The organism is Algoriphagus pacificus, assembly GCF_017254845.1.
GTDB lineage: Bacteria > Bacteroidota > Bacteroidia > Cytophagales > Cyclobacteriaceae > Algoriphagus > Algoriphagus pacificus.
In genome coordinates, this window is record NZ_JAFKCU010000001.1 from 1,017,847 (window position 1) to 1,037,571 (window position 19,725).

At 39.9% G+C, this 19,725-nt stretch carries 16 protein-coding genes and 1 pseudogene; 1 reads left to right on the plus strand and 16 read right to left on the minus strand.

The annotated features are described in order from the left end of the window. Nucleotides 1-47: 47 nt before the first annotated feature. The 16 genes and pseudogenes from J0A69_RS04235 to J0A69_RS04310 form a co-directional block, all read right to left on the minus strand. Complete coding sequence (locus J0A69_RS04235) at nt 48-1,118, minus strand: hypothetical protein (RefSeq protein WP_206585257.1); 1,071 nt, start codon at nt 1,116-1,118, stop codon at nt 48-50. Further along, entirely contained in the window at nt 1,119-1,577 is a 459-nt protein-coding gene (locus tag J0A69_RS04240) for a YybH family protein (RefSeq protein ID WP_236032626.1), read from the minus strand. A gap of 9 nt (nt 1,578-1,586) precedes the next feature. Continuing rightward, nucleotides 1,587-2,123: a DsrE family protein gene (locus J0A69_RS04245; RefSeq protein ID WP_206585258.1), complete on the minus strand. Its 537-nt coding sequence runs from the start codon at nt 2,121-2,123 to the stop codon at nt 1,587-1,589. Nucleotides 2,124-2,144: 21 nt separating this feature from the next. Then, entirely contained in the window at nt 2,145-4,175 is a 2,031-nt protein-coding gene (locus J0A69_RS04250) for a S9 family peptidase (RefSeq protein WP_206585259.1), read from the minus strand. A gap of 40 nt (nt 4,176-4,215) precedes the next feature. Beyond that, nucleotides 4,216-5,514: an APC family permease gene (locus J0A69_RS04255; RefSeq protein WP_206585260.1), complete on the minus strand. Its 1,299-nt coding sequence runs from the start codon at nt 5,512-5,514 to the stop codon at nt 4,216-4,218. 141 nt (nt 5,515-5,655) lie between these two features. Continuing rightward, nucleotides 5,656-7,353: a gamma-glutamyltransferase gene (ggt, locus tag J0A69_RS04260; protein ID WP_206585261.1), complete on the minus strand. Its 1,698-nt coding sequence runs from the start codon at nt 7,351-7,353 to the stop codon at nt 5,656-5,658. Between the two features lie 18 nt (nt 7,354-7,371). Next, nucleotides 7,372-9,024, minus strand: coding sequence for an arylsulfatase (locus tag J0A69_RS04265; RefSeq protein WP_206585262.1), 1,653 nt, complete (start codon nt 9,022-9,024; stop codon nt 7,372-7,374). Nucleotides 9,025-9,162: 138 nt separating this feature from the next. Next, complete coding sequence (locus J0A69_RS04270; protein ID WP_236032628.1) at nt 9,163-10,494, minus strand: DUF418 domain-containing protein; 1,332 nt, start codon at nt 10,492-10,494, stop codon at nt 9,163-9,165. 47 nt (nt 10,495-10,541) lie between these two features. Beyond that, nucleotides 10,542-11,612 (minus strand): DUF3500 domain-containing protein, encoded by a 1,071-nt coding sequence (locus J0A69_RS04275; protein WP_206585263.1) that lies wholly within the window; start codon nt 11,610-11,612, stop codon nt 10,542-10,544. A gap of 17 nt (nt 11,613-11,629) precedes the next feature. Further along, a complete protein-coding gene (locus tag J0A69_RS04280) occupies nt 11,630-12,514 on the minus strand; it encodes a dioxygenase family protein (protein ID WP_206585264.1) in 885 nt (294 codons plus the stop codon). An 11-nt stretch (nt 12,515-12,525) separates the two neighbouring features. Beyond that, nucleotides 12,526-13,290 carry a hypothetical protein gene (locus J0A69_RS04285; RefSeq protein WP_206585265.1) on the minus strand — a complete coding sequence of 255 codons (765 nt, stop codon included), beginning with the start codon at nt 13,288-13,290 and terminating at the stop codon, nt 12,526-12,528. A 415-nt stretch (nt 13,291-13,705) separates the two neighbouring features. Then, a pseudogene (locus tag J0A69_RS22555) lies at nt 13,706-13,924 on the minus strand (methyltransferase); the annotation flags it as partial. 62 nt (nt 13,925-13,986) lie between these two features. Continuing rightward, nucleotides 13,987-15,756, minus strand: a complete 1,770-nt coding sequence (locus J0A69_RS04295; RefSeq protein ID WP_206585266.1) for a patatin-like phospholipase family protein — start codon at nt 15,754-15,756, stop codon at nt 13,987-13,989. Nucleotides 15,757-15,945: 189 nt separating this feature from the next. Further along, nucleotides 15,946-16,362: a DUF3052 family protein gene (locus tag J0A69_RS04300; protein ID WP_206585267.1), complete on the minus strand. Its 417-nt coding sequence runs from the start codon at nt 16,360-16,362 to the stop codon at nt 15,946-15,948. A 4-nt stretch (nt 16,363-16,366) separates the two neighbouring features. Next, a complete protein-coding gene (locus tag J0A69_RS04305) occupies nt 16,367-17,485 on the minus strand; it encodes a P1 family peptidase (RefSeq protein WP_206585268.1) in 1,119 nt (372 codons plus the stop codon). A gap of 131 nt (nt 17,486-17,616) precedes the next feature. After that, a complete protein-coding gene (locus J0A69_RS04310) occupies nt 17,617-18,669 on the minus strand; it encodes a hypothetical protein (RefSeq protein ID WP_206585269.1) in 1,053 nt (350 codons plus the stop codon). A gap of 392 nt (nt 18,670-19,061) precedes the next feature. Here J0A69_RS04310 and nth point away from each other — a divergent pair, with 392 nt between their 5' ends. Continuing rightward, nucleotides 19,062-19,724, plus strand: a complete 663-nt coding sequence (nth, locus tag J0A69_RS04315) for an endonuclease III (RefSeq protein WP_206585270.1) — start codon at nt 19,062-19,064, stop codon at nt 19,722-19,724. Nucleotide 19,725: the final 1 nt, after the last annotated feature.

The following is a 19,725-nucleotide window of genomic DNA, read 5'->3' on the forward strand; positions in this document are numbered from 1 at the left end:
TCAGCTTATTTTGGGCTAATAGCTTTTGGCGGATTTTTCTGAAGAGACTAATCATTGGATTCTAAGAATAAGTAACCGTTTTCTATTGCACCATATCTTTTGATGCAATCCCCATTTTTATCCAAAACTGTAACAAGTGTGTTATTGTCCCCATCAATTCCAAAGTACTCTGAAGAGGTACCAATCGTTACATCCATGGGCAATAAAATAAATCGATTGATAATCTCTGTCCCTTTATTATTGGTCAGTTTTAGGTGAACCGTATCCTTGGTAAAATTCCCATAGATTTCGCTTGCTCTTCTGGGTTTTAGGGATGGAAGTTCCTCTGAATCTACCTCGCATGGATATTCCTTAAAGAGATTCATACTCAAACTATCCAACATGTTGATAATCTGTCCCATGTTGTAGTTTTCCTTGTGCATTTTAATAGAAATCAACATGATAACAGTTTGAGCTCGATAACGGGTTATTTTATCATATAAATTCTGAGTATTGCCCCAGTAACCTAAAGCCATCGCTTCATATTCTGGATCATTTAGCATGTAATCCAAACGCTTTGAATTCGATATGGAATCGTATTTTACATTCCATGTAAATTTTGAAAGTGCGCTATAATTATCTCCAATATTGCTTTTGAGGTTATCCCAAGTGTCTAACAGCATCGAGGAGCTCAAAAGGATGTTTTTCGCAGAAATGATTATAGGTTTTAGCTCCTCAGAAACGACCTTTTCAGATTCAACAAATTGTTTTAGATTTTCTTCATTTGGAATAAGGTAATCCCAGTTAGACACAAAATAGCTCAGCTTATGAGAGGCATCATAATCCGCTTTCGTCAGTTTATGTGCTGCAATCAGCTTGGCTATTGAGTCCTGAACCATATAAAACTCTAGTACATCATTAGTGCTCTGGTAATTCAATAGTAAATCCTTCTCAATGTCTACAAGGAGTTGATTGATTTCTTTTTGTTTGTTCTTTTCCGTGTTCAGATTATTAAAATACAACGCGATCAAGATCCCGATGACGACTAAAAAAATCTCCCCCACTGCATAGGCAAAATATTGCGTGATCCTTTTTTGTTGGAGCAGTTTTTGGCGGATTTTTCGGAGGAAGGAGATCATTTATTCTCGAGGTAAAGTCACAAACAACTGCGATTGAATTAGCCAAGTACCTGATTTTTTGGTCCACTGAGCCGAATATTTTCCTCCAACGACTGATTCTTCTGACCCTTCTACAAACCCTTTCCAAGTTCCAGTTTCCCAAGCCAGCTTGGTTTCGGAATTGACAATGACCTCATCTGGTGTTCGAACCCAATACATTCTTGGTCCTTGAGCATTGTTGATATAGGAGATGAGTTCGGCTTTTCCAGAAAGTAAGGTGCCAGCTCCAGTTGTGATTAACACATCTTCGGTCAAAAATGTATTGTTCAATGCTTCATCAAAGCTTTTTAGAGCTTCATTTGAAGCTTCTCTTTGTTCCAGAATTTGTTTGATTTCGGTCTCCTGTCCATAAACATTGATAGCTAGAAGCATCAATAGGCCCAGAAATATTCTGAAAAACGGCTTTAAGAAAGGCTGCATGAGGAAAGATTAAAGACCAAACAATAAATATCCCTTGTTCATCAAATCAGTAGTTGCAGTAAACCTGGATACTGCCATATCAACTCCGGGATAGATCATTGCAGGAGTTAGATCCTGCTTCATCATGGATTGCCCGCATACGATTACTTTGACGCCATTTTTTTTAAACTCATCCAAAAGTTCAGCGTTTGGATTTTCCGCCCCATACTGCTTTTTGTGCTCTTCATTAGTAAGAACCATGGATGTGGAACCTGAAAATACCACGAAGACCAATTCAATATTCTCCTTTGGAACACCAGCATAAATGTGCAGATTATACATTCTGGCAGCATAGTCTAGATTACCAGAAACCTTTTTCTTGTCGTCAATTCTGCCACCGAATTCAATGACGAATTTATATTGCTGATTAGGATCTGGTTTGATGGTTTCAAATGGTACTTCGTTTACTCCTCCATACCCTTGGATGGCCGGATAAACAATTCCTTGAGCCTGAACTAGACCCCCAACGAGACAACTTAATAGTAGAGTTAAAAGATGCTTTTTCATAGCTTGGATATTTAGGTTCACTTATTTTTGATCTCTATAATGGTTAAACCAGCTCAAAATCGAGGCAGTCTTGCTCATCAGCATACTGGGTCTATTGACTAGGCCGTGTGAGGCATTAGGAATCCGTACCATTGCAGTTTCTACTTCCAATAATTTCAGTGCCGCATAAAACTGTTCCGACTCAGCAATCGGTGTTCTGTAATCCTTTTCTCCTGTCAATAACATGGTTGGGGTTTTGACATTACCGACAAAAGTTATCGGGGATCTTTTGGCGTAATTCTCAGGCTCTTCCCATGGATTTCCAGGAAACCAATATTTCGTAAAAAAGGCTGGATTATCCGCATATAAGACATGAGTTGACCAGTTGATCACAGGCTTTGCCACTACTGCAGCTTTAAAGCGATCTGTCTTTCCTACGATCCAAGCGGTTAACAAACCTCCACCACTACCACCTGTGACAAAGAGATTTTCGGTGTCTACATATCCTTTTTCGATCACAGCATCTACGCCTGACATTAGATCAGCATAATCGTGATTTGGGTAATCATGATGAATAGAATTGCCAAACTCCTGTCCATACCCGGTGCTTCCCCTCGGGTTGGAATAAAGTACAACATATCCTGCGGCGGCATATTCCTGAACTTCATAAGAAAACGCAGGTCCATACATGGCAAAAGGCCCACCATGGATTTCAAGGATGAAAGGGTATTTTTTGCTCGGGTCAAAATTTGGAGGAGTCACGATCCAGCCTTGGATTTTCAATCCGTCAAAAGAGGATTCCCACCAGATTTCTTCCACTTTTCCAAGATTACGGTAGGAGAATACATCGTCATTGAGCGCAGTGATTCTTTTGATTTCACCATCTGACCAAACAGCCAAGTCAGCCGGATGATCTGCTCCACCCAAGGTAAAGGCAAATTTGGTATTCGTAGAAACTGAATAATCACCGGCATTGTAAGGTCTTCCTAGATCCAAACCACCGAGTCCTTCTACGACTGTCCTGATTTTTCCAGTAAGGGCTACATGCCCGATTTTGGTGTCACCAAATTCATCGTACTGAAAATAGATTCCTTTTCCGTTTGCTTCCCATTGTGGATTTCCAGCATCTCTGTCCAGGTCGGCAGTCAGGTTTTTGACACCTGAACCATCCCTATTCATGACATACAAATTGGTCACCTGATACCCTTGATATGAGTCATCGAAACCAGTAAATGCGATCTGTGTTCCGTCGGGAGAAAGTACCGGTCCACTATCAGGTCCAAAACGGGAAGTCAAAGCTTTAATCGCACCTGATGTCAAATCCAGTTGATAGATTTCAGAATTGCCGGGTTCCAACTCATGGTTTTCATGCAGGTTTGCCGAAAAAATCAGGCTTTTCCCATCCTTGGCCCACTGAGGTGAACCATAATCAAAATCATCCGAAGTCCATTGCTTGGCTGTTCCACCTGCTAAACCAATGGTGAAAATTTCTTGATTTCCGTCTTTGTAGTATCCAGCACCATCACCCCGGTAATTCATCTCATCAATAAAGATTGGAGCCTCATTCCATGTTGCACCCTCAGGTTTACTTGGGATGTTTAAAAGTGATTTTTTGGACTTTGGGACAAATTGGGTGAAAGCCAGTTGCTGGTTGTCATAAGACCATGAAACCGAACCGGGAGCATTAGCTGAATTTGTCAAAGCAACGGATTCTTTGGTGTCCAGATAAAGGACAAAAAGCTTCATTTTCTCATCCTGATGATTGGACCTATAGGCGATTTTAGTTCCATCATGAGACCAAACAGGTCCCACATCGTTGTGATTTCCCTGTGTCAAAGGTCGATTTTGAGTTCCATCTATATTCGTGATCCAGAGATTGGAATAATCTCTATCAGTCATGATGTCTTTGAAATTCCGAACATAGACCACCTTGGTACCATCTGGAGAGATGGAGGGATTGGTTACATATTCCAGATCAAAAATGTCTTTGAGCTCTAAGTTCGACTTTTGTTGCGCCAACAAACTTGAAAAGGCTGCTATCAAGAAGGCAAAAAGAAGGGTGAGTTTTTTCATGATAAGGAATTGGTTTGGTGGAAGAATATTGGATTCATAGTTAGGATTTTGTTTTTCTGATGGCCTTAACCATGAAATAAATTACTGTTAGAGCCACGAAGAATATGAACAAGCCGGTTTTCTCATATCCAGTCAGGTTGGACAGGAAAAACAAGATGATGGCTGCAGATAAAATGGGAACAAATGGACCGAAGGGAATCTTAAAATCTCCTGGTTGGGATTCTTGTTTTTTCCTAAGCCAAATAACTGAAAGCGAAACTCCGAAATACACTAGGAGCATACTGGCTGATGCGATCACGGCTAATTGGCGGAAACCACCCAAAGCTGCCAAGGTAAAGCCCAATCCCGCATAAAGTAAGATGGCTAAATAAGGAGTCTTGAATCTAGGATGAATCGAGGCAAGCTTATCGATAGGAATAACCTTGTCACTTGCCAGACCAAAAATGACCCGAGGAAGGTTTAATATTTCTCCACTGAGCATACCAAACATGGAAATTCCTGCTCCGATCAAGAGCGCCGTGTAGCCAATTGGACCGAAAACAACATTGGCGACAGCTGCCAATGGAGCTTCTTTAAATTCCGGTAGTTGATCGCCCATGACTCCTTGAGCCACTGTTTGGATCAGCACATAGAGAATCAAGACAAAGAAAATCCCCATGAAAATTGCCTTTGGAACTGTTTTTTGTGGATTTTTTATTTCCCCACCAACGGTCAAGCCGGCGTCTCCTCCCTGAAAGGCAAAAAACAAGATCAGACAAGCTTGACCAAATTGATCAAAGGATGGTGCAGATTCCCAATACAAGTTTGAAAATGAGACATCTTTCCAACTAATGAAAATCAAAAGCAGGATGGGAGTGAGCTTTGCAACGGTGTTGATTTTGACCAGACCAATACCCTGTTTTACTCCAATGACATTCATAAAAGCCAGCCCAGAGAACAGGACTAGTAAGAGCAGAAATCTATTGACAGGATTTGTAAAGGCCGGGAAAGCCAAACCGATTAATTCCACCAAGGCATTGGCCACAGCGGCATCTGAGAACACACTTCCGGTTACTATAAAGATCGCTGATAAAAATCCCACATAGGGTCCAAAAGCTGTTTCCACATAGGCGTAACCGCCACCTGACCGGGTAACCTTACTGCCTGCCTCAGCAAAGCAGAGCATAACCAAGGCAATCAAAAACCCACAGAAGAGGTAAACGATGATTCCTGAGGAACCCATTATTTCTGCAACTATAGCTGGCAAAACAAAGATCCCTGCCCCAACGATGATATTGACTATGTTGGCGGAAAGCCCCCAGACACCTATTTCCCTTTTTAAACCCGTTTCGTTTTCCACCTTTATATTTTAATAGTTATCTGATAATTCCTTTTTGTATTCTAAATCTCCGATGTCAGCTTGAGCGGAGTCGAAAGCTATTTTTCCTGATTTTTTCTATTCTGATTACTGCAACCTGCGACTGTCTACTGCCTACTGAACTTAATATCCTCTTGCCGCTCCATCCTCACTGGAGGAATCTGCCGCGCCCATGTATACTTTCAAATTCGGATCATAGGTGATTCCCATTAGGACTCCAATGTTAGTGGTAGGTCTTAGTGTATGTCCCATTTCTTCCAAAGCTTTTCTGGTATCAGGAGAGAGTAGATTTCTTTCGTAAAGGATTTGATCCGGTAGCCATTGATGATGGATTTTCATGGCTTCAATTGCTCGGTCAATCCGCATGTCGTAGACCAAAACATTTAGAACAGTTTGGAATACGGTATTGATGATTGTTCTTCCTCCCGGGCTACCTATGACCAAATAAGGTTTTCCATCTTTTGACACAATGGTGGGAGTCATGCTAGATAGCATCCGTTTTTCTGGTGCTACCAAATTAGGATCCGAACCGATAAGTCCAGTGGAAGTAGTTACTCCAGGAATTGGGTTGAAATCACCCATCTCATTATTGAAAATAAATCCGAGTTTGGAGGATCCCATTTTTACTCCATAAGAATTCTCCAATGTATAAGTCATGGAAATCGCATTTCCATCTTTGTCCACTACTGAAAAATGGGTGGTATGATCTCCTCCGTAAAGCTGTCCATATTTTGAAGAGTCACTTTTGGAGGCATGTTTTAAATCCAGATTTTCGAATCGTGCTTTTGCAAAATCCTTAGAAATCAACTTATCAACAGGCATTTCGGGATTGAAATCCGGATCTCCCAGAAATTCTGCTCGATCTGCAAAAGCTCTTCTCATGGCCTCTGCTACCAAATGCACATAAGCCGTGGAGTTAAACTCTACTGAAGAAATATCAGCCGCTTCCAAGAGGTTCATCATTTCTATCAAAGCCACTCCCCCTGAACTCGGTGGAGGCATGGAGAAAATTTCAAATTCCTTAAACTTGGTTGTTACTGGCTTTCTTTCTACTGCTTCATATTTTGCTAAATCCTCTTGGGTGATGATCCCGCCATTGGCCTTCATGTAAGCTTCAATTTCAGCAGCAACTTTTCCTTTATAGAAACCATCTCTTCCATGCTTTTTGATTTCTTCCAATGTCTTGGCTAATGCAGCTTGCTTCCAAATCTCTCCGGGAGAAACCACTTCGCCATCGGCGTTTCGGAAATAATCTTTCATGATATCCCAAGATTCATCTCCTTCTGACATTCTCAAAGCTGCTTTGTATAAACCCCATGACATGGGGAATCCTTTTTTCGCCAATTGGATTGCTGGCTCAACCAAATCTTTCCAAGGCAGTTTGCCATATTTTTGATGGGCTTGGTAGAGTCCTGCTACTGTTCCTGGAACACCCACTGACAATAATCCTCGATGATTTGAATTGTCTTTGATTTTGCCATCCTCCCCAAGAAACATGGTTGGGCTAGCTGCCAAAGGGGCTTTTTCCCGAAAATCAAAAGTGGTCACATCCCCATCTGATTTCATGTAAACTATGAATCCTCCGCCACCGATATTTCCGGCTTCAGGGTGGGTTACTGCCAAAGCGAAAGCAGTTGCCACGGTAGCATCAATGGCATTTCCGCCTTTTTTTAAAATTTCTACTCCAACTTCAGAAGCTAAATAATGGTCCGAGACCACCATGCCGTTTTGACCATAGGTTTGGGCAAATAGGTAGGTAGGTAGGAATGTGCTTAAAAATAAACTAAGAGCTAAATAATTAATGTAATGGTTAATCTTCATGTAAAATATACTGGGGATTTAATTTGATTCTGGACTTGGGGTGGGATAAACGACTCCAACTTCTTTAGAAAAGCTTTCCCACTCCCGAAGCATTTCTTGATATTTTTCTGGGTGGATTTCCTTTAAATCTATTTGTTCAGCAAGGTCTGTTTTGAGATTCAGTAACTGGAAATTTTCTAAAAGAAATGGACGATCAATATTCACAATTTTCCAATCACCTTTTCTGATCATTGAATATCCTCGATGTTCCAAACCAAATACATAGGTAGAATCATGTACTGAATCAGATTTTCCGCTAAGCAGGGGTAAAATTGATTCACCAAGTAATGGTTTTACTACTTTTCCATTCCATTCATTCGGGTATTGTACATTGGCTAATTCATAGAAAGTGGGAGCAAAATCCATTAAAGTGAGAAATGAATGATTGATTTCGCCCTTATTTTCTACTCCTGGACCTGCAATGATCATTGGAGTGTTGATACCTCCTTCTGTGGTATATCCTTTGAAATACCGAAAGGGTGCTGATCCTGCTTCTGCCCATTGAGGACCATATGAAATAAAGCTTTTTTCGGTCCCCATTTCCTCAAAAGCATCTGTATAATGCTCCTGGATATAGGGACCGAAGAAAGAACTATAATAAAAATCATTTCCTGCTGCCCCATTGTCAGACATAAAGACAATCAGGGTGTTATCATACTCACCTTTGCTTTTCAAATGATCCAATATCTTCCCGATATTTTCATCCAAATTTTCCACCATTCCAGCATAAAGTTCCATTTTTCGGGCTTCCTTGGCTTTTTCCTCAGGGCTTAGGCTTTCCCAAGGTTTAATGGAAGGATGAGTTGCTGGCAGTATTGCGTCTTGGGGAATCAGACCGGACTTTTTCAGACTTTCAAAACGTTTTTCACGAAGGATTTCATAGCCTTCATCAAATTTTCCCTGATACTTTTTCCAGTAGTTTTCAGGCACCTGAAGTGGCCAATGAGGGGAAGTATAAGCGGCAAAGCCAAAAAATGGTTTTCCTGATTCCAGGTTGGCATCGATATAAGAAATCAGTTTCTCTGTATAGTAATCGGTAGAATAAGCCCCTTCTGGCCAGTCGGATTTTTCTCCGTCTTCGGAATAAAGCGACTTATGTCCATAGGTCAGTTCGGGACTGTCAGGAAACAGAAGCCGGTTGCTAAAATGATTTGCTCCACCTTCCAATGTCACAAAAGAACGATCGAAACCCTTTTTTGCTGGATTGTCTTCTGGTCTCAAACCGAGATGCCATTTTCCAGCCATAAACGTGAAATAACCAGATTGCTGTAGTAAAATGGGAAAAGGCACTATTCGGTCTGACAGATGGCCTTCATACCCAGCAACATCAGTCACCAGGTCTTGTGAGCCCATTCCTGCGACGTGGTTGTCATTTCCTGAAAGCAGCATGGCCCGTGTCACAGCGCAAACTGGAGCTGTATGAAATCTGCTAAACCGGATTCCACTAGCAGCTAAAGCATCAAGATTAGGTGTTGCTATATCTCCTCCAAAGGCACCAATGTCTGCGTATCCTAAGTCATCTGCTACTATCAATAAAATATTTGGGCGAGAATCTGAAGTTTCCTCAGCTTTTGGTTGGCAGAAAGAGACTAAAAAGATCAATCCAAAAAGAAGCGAAGCAGGAAATTTCATAGAAAAACAAAATGGTTTGGTATTCAAAATTTACTATAAAAATCTCAGGGAAGTCCTATTTCATAGGAATTAAGCAGGGGTTATTTCAAAAAACAATCGGTAGAAGGTGCTTTAGATTTGCCTTCTACCGACTGGATTTTACTGAACTGCAAGAGATGGAGGAGCAATTTTAGGCCTTTTAAACAATTGCCTTTTTTGATAGCTCAAGCTTCTCCAAAGCCATTCCATGGGTCCGAAATAGAAATACTTCAGCCAAATCGGGCTTAGAATTAACTGGAAAATCCAGATACTAAAGACCACATAGAGTAATTCATATCTTTGGAGTTTCCCAAACATCCCGAAACCTACCCCTGTAAAAATGATCATGCAGATGACAGAGTGCATCATGTAATTGGTCAAGGCCATTTTTCCTACTGCTGCCATGCTATGTTGAAAACCTGCTAGAATCCCTGATTTACAGAATAACATAATGGCACCAACATGCCCAAAGGAGATAAACAACCTCCCCCAAAAGTAGGTGATATTGGATTTAGAAAAGGACAATAAAGAAAAGTCTGCGTCCAAAATGGATTTTGTTTCATAATAATTGATAGCTAGGCCAAGGGCATATCCAATGAGAGCCATGGTTCCATAAAACCCAAAGGACTTTTCACCGGAAAGTACATTCCATCGAAAAAGTGCAATCCCTATTAGCATCATACTTAATACATCCCAAACATCATCGCGATAGGGCCAAATGGTGTCAAACTCAAAATTGGTGGGAGCAAGGAAAGCAACCACGCTAAAATATCCTTTGTGCATTTCGGCATTATGCTCAGCAATTGCTTCTTGGGAACGGTCTTTTTCTCTTTTTTCCCATCGCTCAGAAGCACCTTCCAATTCTTTTGTTAGCTCTTTGCCTTCAGCTTTGTAGACAGCCGCTTCTTCCACATTTGCTACAAACTTTTTAGTGTCTTTATAATCCACATAATTCCAAAAAGTACCAATGGAAATCAATAGAATGGCCACTGCTATCAATCTTTTTGGTGCCATTTGTCTAAAAGAGTATACCAAGAAACCCATCAAGGCATATTGATAAAGAATCTCACCTACCCAAAGCAAGAGGTAGCCGTGAATCAGACCAAAAACCAATAAATACATCAGTCTTCTGAAGTAGATATCTGCGGCTTTGATCCCTGCATCTTTTTTTAAAAGTCTGTCCAAAAATATATACATCCCCACTCCAAATAGTAGAGAGAATAAGGCTCGCATCGTGCCTTCAAAAAACATATTGGTGGTGATCCAAGTGTACAAATTATACCCGGTAGATCCACCGGCTACTGTTGGGTCACTATATGCTTTGGCCAGTCCAAAGCCATTGATATTCATCAGAAGAATACCAAATAATACAAAGCCTCTCATGACATCGAGAGACTGAATCCGCTCCATCCCTAGGGTAGCGGCAATTTTCGGTGGTGTTTGATCTTGCATAGTTGATAAAATGATTCATGGGTAAAAAAAACTTTTAGCTATTGATTTTAATTGTGGTTGTGATCCATTCGGTGTTTTCTCAAAATGTCGGCACCAAAGTCACTGTTATTTTTTCTGAGGATAGAATGGATATGGTTCGCATTATCCAAGAAACCTACATTGTCATATTCGATGATAAAATCAGGACTGTGTATGAGATAATAATGAGCTTTCATCGGTTCCAAACTTCCGATCCAAGAGAAATAGACCTCATCCAGTCCACCCTCATGCAGAATAGCCATGTATTCCTCAGCTTTTTGAGTTTCTAAATTCCCGATGTACTCCTCTATGAGGTAGTGTAGTACTTTTTGCTGCTCGGGATTCAGTTCAGATCCTTTGATCCCACGATATTCAGAAATCCACTGAGGTCGATCTGGGCTGGTAATGATATCTCCTGGTACTTTGTCTTCGAAAACTGCTTTTGCTTTTTGTTCATCGTTGAGTAGGTTCACAAACCAAAATCCATAGTCCTCTTCCTTACTTAAAGGTCTCAGTCCGGCGTATTGGGTTTGCTCTACCACGGCTGGATCGGAGCCAAAAAACAATGGCGTCAAGGAATATTCTGAGTTTGCCATAGTCAGGTTGATAGAAATATGATGGCCTTCAAATTTTAATCCCCAAGTGCCATCAGCAGTCGGTTCACCCCAAACAGCTGCGAAATAATTTCCATAATCCCAGTTGAGCCCACGGATCATCTTGATTGTGTTTTCTGGGATCTTACCTTCTTTGTATTGGATCTCAAATAGTTCATGCAAAATATCATCCACCTGCATGATGCTGAAGGATTTCAGATATCCCTGAGAGCTGAAAATTGCACTTAAGATTTTGTGGAACTTAATTTTAGATTCTTCGGAGAAATCTCCATATCTAAGGCCAGCTCTAGGGGCAAGGCCCAAGGGAAGATTGGTCCACTTAGATCTCAGGCTGTCGTCCATGGAAAGCATTACTTGAGATTTTTGCTCAGCATCGAGTGTTTTGAGAAAATCTTGGGTAGTAAGAATAATTTTATTGGCTGTTTGAGCTTTCAAAGTGGATACGGATATCACTAGAAAAGTTAAGAGGGTAATTAATTTTTTCATAAAATATTTAAATCGTTTTAAGATACTTTGATGAAAGATCGGGATTGAATTTCAGAACCAGGCTGAAACATTTCAATTTTCATCTTTCCATCGGTTTGGAAAATTATTCTTCGGTAAGATCCATCATGTACTCCCGGGTATTCGAAAGTATTGTCTCCCAAATAATCGTAGGCGGTCCCGAAGACTTCATTTTTTATCCAGAGTCTTCCCTCCTTTTGGAATAGTTCAACCTTCTGATCAGATCCATCTTCTGCCTTATATGAACCGATTAGCTTTTCCAAAGAAGCTTTTTCCATCCCTAATTTCTTTGAAAGACCCACGTTAAAAGTGACGGTATTCCCATTTTTGCCATCAGAAGTAACTTTCAAAACTCTGTTTTTTGCTGCCTCATTGGAAGCCCAAGGGTCTTTCTGCACATTTTCATCTCCGGAAAAATATAGTTGCGTTACCAAAGTTTGATAGCCTCCAGCTGTCACCATCATGTGAAAATGCGCTGGACGAATCAATCCTCCTCCGGCATCATATGGAACCGGTAAGATGGTATCAAATGAATATTGTCCTTTGGCATCCGTCATGACTGTCCCCCTGTAATTATAGGCAGGAGTAGAATTGTCATACAAACCTTCCTCATCGCAATGCCAAAGTTCTACTTTTGCATTAGCATAGGGAGTGGCACAATCATCATTTATGATAAGTCCAGTCAGATGAATTGGCTTACCCTTATTACCGGCAACGTTGAGGTTGCTTCTCATCGGGCTATCAGGTCTATAAAATGGTCCTAAAATATCCGTAGTGGTTTCACAGTCTCCGACAAACTTTTTTCCATCAAATCGAATAAATCCGAATGAGCTGACAGCAACCACACTGAGGGCAGAAGCTTCAATAAATTTTCTTCGTTTCATTTTACTTGGGGTTAAGTCAAAAGAAAGTTGGCCAGATTAGAATAAGGTTCTGTCTTCTGAATGAATGTGTAAAAGAGTTGAAATAGGATATAAAAGCCCAATGCAAAGGATATAGGCCAAATGTTTCTTCCTTTTCTGATATCCACAATCAAAAGGAAAAACAGAATGAGGTCAATTAGAAAAAAGGAAGCATACTCAATAGGAATTCCAGGAAGAATATGGGGCAATTCAAAAAGAAAAAACAAAATTCTATCTAAAGTAGGCCCCATAAATGTCAAGACAGCTGCTATCATAAATCGGGCATGAATAGCCGGTGATTTTTTATAGAGTATAGCCAGACCATAGAAGGTTCCTAACCATATCAGATAAACAAATCCGATTGCTTGATAGGAAGCCAGTAATGAAAGTCCTTCTTCCATGGTCATAGACTCATTGCCTATTGCAATATTTTCAGTAAGTGAAGCAAGCTGAGTTTGGTAACTAAACCGCATCATTAAAAAAGATGTAAAAATCACTACCGGTAGAACTAGATAACTGAGTTTGCCAAGGGTCCTGTGAAGTGCAAATTTCTTATTCCGGATAAGAAAGGGCTGCGAAATAGCCAAAACCATCCAAAGGCTCATGAAACCAAAATGAATATGAGTGACACTTGGGAATGAGTCAGTGAGTTTGGAAAAATAGGTGACATAAAAGCCTCCAAATACTCCCAATACAAATAATAATGTCCAATAACCCATAGAGGGATAAATGGAACTGATGGGCTGTTTGACTTGCATAGTCAAAAATTGAAATGTAAGTAATCCGTTTTTTTCGGATTGAAAATGTAGTTGTGGCCTAGTTAAATGCTATAAAAATTATCTTATACAATTGGGATCAAAAGTACTTTTACCCGGTATAATCGGACTTAATATACTAAAAAATGCAATTGATATTTAAATAGTGCAAAATTTTGATCTTGAAAAGTTAAATTTCAAAAAATAGGACAGTCCTTTCAGGACGGAAATTCTACTTTTTCTTTTTCTCTGAGAAATACCTAAAAATTAATCGTACACCTAGCCTGGCAACTAAAATCACTGCAATTAACAGTACAATATTTAATGGATCCAATTTGGGGTTTTTAAATGGTCAATAAATTCAACTAATAAAAGCATAAAGATATTGACCATTCCTTAGACCTCGATACCATTTTGCTTATTTGTATGCAATGGCTGCGCTGGCCGGTCCGGCAAGTGGTAGCATTTCGCAAAATTTAAAACCTGTAGATTTTGCCCATTTTTTAAAATCATCAAAAGTATAATCAAATCCCCCTTGCGTTTCAATCAGCATGTTTAGACTCATCATCATGCCAAAGAGGTTTTCTTTTCTGTCATTGTCGATAATATTTTTTATCGCCACAAAAGCACCTCCTTCAGGTAAAGCATCAAACTGATCTCATTTACGAACTGATCTTACCAAAAAAATATTTCAAAAAATTATAGCCAGAATTTATCTTCTACCGGAAGGTTCTCAATATAATCCATCGTTTGATTGTAGCCTTTTTGTTGAATTTGCCTCCATTTTTTATCGTCCATAAATCCAAATCCTTTCAGGTTCAACTCAAAATAATGGGAAACCTTTGATTTGGTGGACTCCTGTTTTTGAAGACTATTTAGGGTCAGTGAATTGATCATAATAGATGCTATTCCCGGAAGCCTATACTTTCTTTTTCCTGTGAGTTTATCCCAAAGCAAGGTCCAAGAAGCGGGGGATTCTGTGAATTCAACTTTCCTATCTGGCAGACCTGAAAGAGAAACTGCGATGATATTTGCGACTGGATAGCGATACATCGGTTCTATAGGTAGGTTATCCATTACCGCACCGTCCACATGGAGGTATTTGTCAATCACTACGGGAGGAAAAATTCCAGGAATCGCCATGCTGGCCATCACCTGTTTCCACATTAAACCCGTTGTATGAATTTTTGGGCTCGCTTTGGAGAAATTCGTAGAAACGCAATATGAATTGATCCAAAGGTCTTCCAAGTGAGAATCACCATAGATGTCCTTTAAAAATTTCTTGACTTTTTTGCCGGTCATGATAGATAGCAAGGGTAGGGCAAAATCATTGGAAGTAAGTTTCCGCTTTACAGAATCTTCACTGATCTCCTGTATTCTTTTTGATTCAAAGTCCACATAACTCATTGAGATCCCATAAATGGCTCCAGCTGAGGTTCCGCCGAGGAAATCAATTTCAATCCCTTCTTCCAATAAAGCCCTTACCACTCCCAAATGGGCATATCCTTTGGCACCGCCTCCTCCTAATACAATTCCCACAGCCTGATTGGATAGAATGCGACAAAACCTTCGCACATCAGCCTGATTGTTTTGACGGATATGGATATGAAGATTGATTTCTCGGTTATTTAGCCATTTAGCCGTGTTTTTTGGTCGATCCGCATTTTCCCTATGAAGCAATAACAGATATACTTTCTTGTTTAGAATGTTATGGGTGTATAGATTCAAATCTTCCTCAATCTGGTAGAGCGAAGGTTCGGCATCAAATTCTGTCGCGACAATAACCAAATCCGCATATACTAAGCATTGGTGTGACCAGTCTTTATTTTCTTGATCACAGACTAGGATATTCAATCCTTCATGCTGCTCCAAACTATCAAATAGCTCCTGATCATTTTGATGGTCTCCAGAGGTATGATCATAGATTTGAATGGGAGTATTTTTTTCTGAAAAATACTTTTCCATATCCACCGTCCATGGACTGAGATCATTATCTGGTTGGAGATTGATGATGGCTATATTTTTTGGAGGGGTACTTTTGTTTTGCTGAAATGTATTCCTCCTCAATCTTTGAATGACAAAATTCGTCAGGGAAGTAGCCAGAGCCGGATTTTTACCTACGAGTATCTGGTATTCTGCCTGATTGAATTCCAAGACCACTGATTTTCTAATGGCTAAAACCGATGCCATCCTAGGTTCATTGGTAAAGAGTGCAAACTCGCCCACGGGTTCTCCTTCTCCAATATCTCCAAGAATTCTATATTCTCCCTCAGACTCAATCAGGGCACGAAGTCTTCCAGATAAGACTATATAAAGGACATTTTCACGCTCCCCTTGATGGAATAAATAATCCCCCGTTTGAAGTTCAATCTGTCGACCGATTTTAAAAATTTGCTCTAAGGTGTGATCATCAATTCCACCAAAAAGCTTGTGAAAAAGCTGTTTTTGATGCGTTTTGTAAGCTTGCATAAAGTTATTCTTGGGTTTAGAAAATTGAAAAATATTATACTCCTAAGTAAGGGTGTGCTTATTGGAATATGTTGAAATTTAAGCCTTTCTCTTGAAAACTTAAACTTATCTTAAATTCTAAATAATATTATAGAAATCAAAAAGAAGTTAGTTTAAAGAGCTGTTTGAACCTTTGAACGGGAAATTTAATTAGCGGTCTTTTTTCCGAATCATAAATTTCAAACCACTCCATTGCTCGTCGATAGCAGCTACTTTGACATCAACGAGACCGGTGGATAAACCATAATTCATGATTTGGTATTTATCTACTCTGGTCTGAATTCCAGATGTCTTTTTTGGCCAACTGATCCAAATTGCACCATTCTTTTTAAGATGCTTTGAGGCATGAACAAAGGAAATTTCCAATTCCTCCTCATCCAATACAAATGCATGAATTAAATCTGCTTCGGGAGAAAAAGGCTGATGTAATTCAAGTTTAAAATTGGTAGGTAGGTCGCTGAAGAAATCTGAATAAGGCTTTGGGTTAAATAAAACCTGAACGAGGAAACCCTCCTTGATTCCTAATTTTTTTGCCAAAGGTGTACCCGAATATCCATAGGATTCCATCTTACTATTTGTTCTTGACCCATTCCAAGACCTGACCAACAGGTAATTTCTCTACCTGATGCTGATCTTTCCCTTTCATACTTTCAGCAGCAAAAAGAGAATTGATAATAGCCTCTTCTGTCGCTTCGATCACCGCCATAAAAAGAGGAGTCATGTCATCATTTCGGAGGTATGCGGCCTCTTCAAGTTTACCGGATGGCATTGAATAAGGAATTCTCAAACCTTCAGCGGTGCTGAAAGCAATCACATAATCACCAGAACCATTAGAGGCGATACCTCCGGTTTTTGCCAAACCCATCATCGCTCTTTTTGCCATTCGTTCAAGATTTCTATCCAGAACTGGAGCGTCTGTTGCCACCACAATCATGCAGCTGCCATCTGATTTTTCTAAGGCATCTTTGAAAGGGTATTTTCCTAATTTTTCTCCGACAGGAACTCCGGCAATTTGCAGATTCCCGCCAAAGTTTGTCTGTACGATCACTCCAACAGTGTAGCCACCCAAGCTTTCAGGAAGTTTTCGTGAGGAAGTGCCGATGCCACCTTTCCATCCAAAACAAACGGTGCCTGTTCCAGCTCCCACATTCCCTTCTGCTATTGCACCTGATGCTGCCGATTGGATGGCTTTTATGACCTCATCTGAACTGATGTGCATGCCTCGAATATCATTCAGGTATCCATCGTTTGTTTCACCCACCACTGCATTCACAGATTGCACATTTTCGTTTCCTGCCTGAGATAAACTGTATTTCACGACTCCCTCAATACCCGCTGCGACACTAAGCGTATTGGTCAAAATGATGGGTGTTTCGATATTACCTAGTTCCATGACTTGAGTAGTTCCAGCTAATTTCCCAAATCCATTTCCCACATAAACTGCCGCAGGAACTTTCTGCTGAAAGATATTCCCTCCGTGAGGGAGAATTGCTGTCACTCCAGTCCTGATGTTTTCTCCTTGGATTTTTGTGAAATGACCTACTTTGACGCCTGGCACATCGGTTATGGCATTCAAAGAACCTGTAGGCAAAATACCAAAGTGGACTGCGGCCTCTCTGGGCCTGGTTTGAGCCAGGGAAGTAGTCATAACAATAAGAATTAGGAGAAAAGTAGAGGCAAAGTGTTTCATGTGGCTAAGTCTAATTTAAAGATTGGATAGTTCACATTTAAATTAAGCTTAAGTTTTTGAGACAAAAAAAGAAAAGGCCCGGCATGGCCAGACCTTTAAGTTTCGAACTCTACAGATTTCAAATGGATTTACTACTGTTTCGTCATTTCAAGGAAATTATTCAATCCAGTATCAATCAGATCTTTCATTGCTCCAGATGCGGCATTGACATAGGCATCGTGATCACATTCAGCATAGTGTGAGGCAACTGTTTTTTGATCTCCGGAGGTCATAACCAATTGGGTATAGCCGGTTTTTGAAAACATATCGGATTGAGCTTGGGTAGTTTCTACAATCTTTTTGTCTTTGAAGACACCTTCAAATGAAAATGCTTTTTTAGGTTCGACTTTAGCGTGGAATAAAGGATTGTTTCCAATATCCAAACCAGAAACAAATCGTACTTGCGAAAGTAAATTTGGACCACTTCCTACTAATGATTTTTTGTTCTCACTTGGGTCAACAATCGGATCTATTCGATAATCAATTTTAGCTTTTACGGAAGTGGAATTGGTCCAAGTGGAAGCATCCGCATCCAAAGTGACGAATGGAAATACAAAATTTACTTCGGCAATGAAGACCTCACCCAAAGATTTGGATAATTTAGGTGTTGGGTCTAGAAAACTTCCACCTGATTTTTGTTTTCCGCTATTGGTTATTGTTTTGACCAGATATTCAAATCCGGTTGGGGTAACCATTACATAGCCAGGAGCTTGGGCATCTGATGAAGCTCCACCTTTGATTTTTGTCCATCCCTCAAAATATTCATTCTTACTTGCCTCATCAGCAGACATAATTTCAAAACCTTGACTTTTCAGTTGGTCCAAGAATGAAGCGTAAGCATCATCGATCATTTTCTGGAAATCATCCACGTCCACCCCAGAAATTTGGACTCCCATGCTGGTAGAGGTTCCGGATGTGAAAGTGGTGCGGTTTGCTCTTTCATTTTTGGAACCAGAGGTTTTTGCAGAAGCCTCTTCAAATACTTCAAATAGTGCATTGAAGCTTCGAATAAAGACTTTCTTTGGTGCTTTAGAACCTTGCTTCTTTTTTTCATAACTGGTGATCTTGATGTCTTTTTCAGACAATACCGAGTTTGGTACAAACCCTACAAATAGAAGTAATAATACGAGTAGTAAACTTTTCATGATGTTAGATATTTTGTCTCCAAATTTGATTGGAGGACAGCTAAGATCATATAAGGCAAATGCCTTATTTAGCATTCTGAGAAGGTTTTCCTCTAGTTTTGCTTGTATTTTAGAGTTCTCTTGACTTCGGATTAAAGAAAAATAAACTTCGACTAAAATTCTAAAAAAGCCTGATTTTTAAAAGGGATTTTGATAATCTTGAGTATGTTTATCAGAGACTTACATGAAGTTTCTAATGGTCAGAAAATTTAGAGTAATTAGGAAATTGTGACAAACAATAGCTTTTGAGAAGGTCATGATAAAGTTTCATGAAAATTCACCTAAATTTTCAATTTTCATATTTCAAATTTTTCAATTTAACTATCTTCAAAGCCTAAAGTAATTCTGAAGTCATGCTGAAAAAAGAACGATACGAAGCTTTCATTAATCACTTCTCTGAAAATATGCCTGTGGCAGAAACAGAGCTTCAGTATGAAAATCCTTTTCAGTTACTTGTTGCAGTTGTTTTGTCTGCTCAGTGTACCGACAAGCGGATCAACATGGTTACCCCAGCACTTTTTAAGAATTTCCCAGGTCCAGAGTATTTGGCAGCTTCAAATTTTGATGAATTATTTCCTTATATCCGTTCGGTCTCCTATCCAAATAACAAAACAAAACACCTGCTTGGGCTTGGTAAAATGCTTATGGAGGACTTCGGAGGAGAAGTGCCAGCTACTGTCGCCGAACTTGTGAAACTTCCCGGAGTAGGTAGGAAAACTGCCAATGTAATTACCTCTGTGGTCTGGAATCAGCCCAATATGGCCGTAGATACCCATGTTTTTCGTGTGTCAAAACGTCTGGGTTTAGTTTCCCAAACTGCTAAAACGCCTTTGGAAGTTGAGAAACAACTTATCAGACACATCCCGAAAGAATATGTGCATGTTGCGCATCATTGGTTGATTTTACACGGCCGCTATACCTGTTTGGCAAGAAAACCAAAATGTGAGGAATGCTCCATCACCCATATTTGCCGCTATTTTGAAAAGAATTATGGCAAAACTACACAAGCTCAATAAG